Source organism: Streptomyces sp. CO7, assembly GCF_053474865.1.
This window is the reverse complement of the sequence record NZ_JBRIOU010000011.1, coordinates 56,812-57,868: the sequence shown is the minus strand read 5'-3', so window position 1 is coordinate 57,868 and position 1,057 is coordinate 56,812. Positions and strand designations below refer to the sequence as shown.

Below are 1,057 nucleotides of genomic sequence, written 5' to 3'. Positions count from 1 at the left end.
GTCCCGCCGTCCCCGCCCGGCGTGTCCGGCTTCCGCCGTCCCTCCGGCATCGCGTGCGCCGCCGCCGCTGCCAGCAGGCACGCCGCCACGGACGCCGCGCCGACCAGCGCGAAGCCGCCCACCCGCAGCAGCGGGCCGGCCACGGCCATCGAGGCGACCACGCCGAGCATCTCGGCCGTACGGGCCCGGCCCATGACCGCGGGATAGGTCTTCGCGGCGCCCGCCCGCTCGAGTTCGTCGTGGACCAGCGCCTCCAGTGCGCCGGAGGAGAACGAGCCGCCGAGTCCCCACAGCACGAAGCCGGCGGCGAAGGACCAGAAGGAGGGCGCCCAGACCCAGAGGGTGAAGCCGGCCGCCGTCAGCAGCGGGCCGGCGCGCAGCAGCGCCCGCCGCGACCACGCGTCGGCGAGCAGGCCGGAGGGCGCCTCGGCGAGGACGCCGGTCAGGGACCACAGCGCGAAGAGCGTGGAGATCTGCCCCGTGGACAGTCCGGTGTCGGCGAAGAGCAGCGCGTACACCGGGTACAGGGCGACGCAGTCGCCCAGGAAGGAGTAGCCGTACAGGGCCGCCGTCAGACGGCGCGTGCCGGCCGTCGCGGTGGCGGTGTCAGGTCAATGTCGTCGGCGCTTCATACCGTAGAGGGTAGTCCGGAACCGCCGGAGAAGCGCCGCAGAAGCGGGGAGAGGACGAGGACGGACTTGGTCCGCTCGACGAACGGCTCCCCCGCGATCCGCTCCAGCACCTGCTCGAAGTGGCGCATGTCCGCCGCGAACACCTGCACGACCGCGTCCGCCTCCCCGGTGACGGTGGAGGCGGACACGACCTCGGGATAGCGCGCGAGCCCGCGCCGGATGGTCTCCGGCGAGGTGTTGCCGCGGCAGTAGACCTCGACCAGGCCCTCGGTGGCCCAGCCCAGCGCCGCCGGGTCCACGCGGACCGTGAACCCGGTGATCACTCCGGTCTCCCGCAGCCGGTCCACCCGCCGTTTCACGGCGGGGGGCGACCCGCCGCCCCACCTGCCGCCGTCCGCGGGGGGCCGGGGCCGCGCCTCCGCGGG

2 protein-coding genes are annotated in these 1,057 nt (G+C 75.2%); both read right to left on the bottom strand.

What is annotated here, in order from left to right:
• Positions 1 to 575: MFS transporter (locus ACOV8S_RS29345; protein WP_448321555.1), on the bottom strand; the 575-nt coding region annotated here is incomplete at its 3' end.
• Between the two features lie 53 nt (positions 576 to 628).
• A partial coding sequence (locus ACOV8S_RS29340) for an Lrp/AsnC family transcriptional regulator (RefSeq protein WP_448321515.1) occupies positions 629 to 1,057 on the bottom strand: 429 nt, incomplete at its 5' end.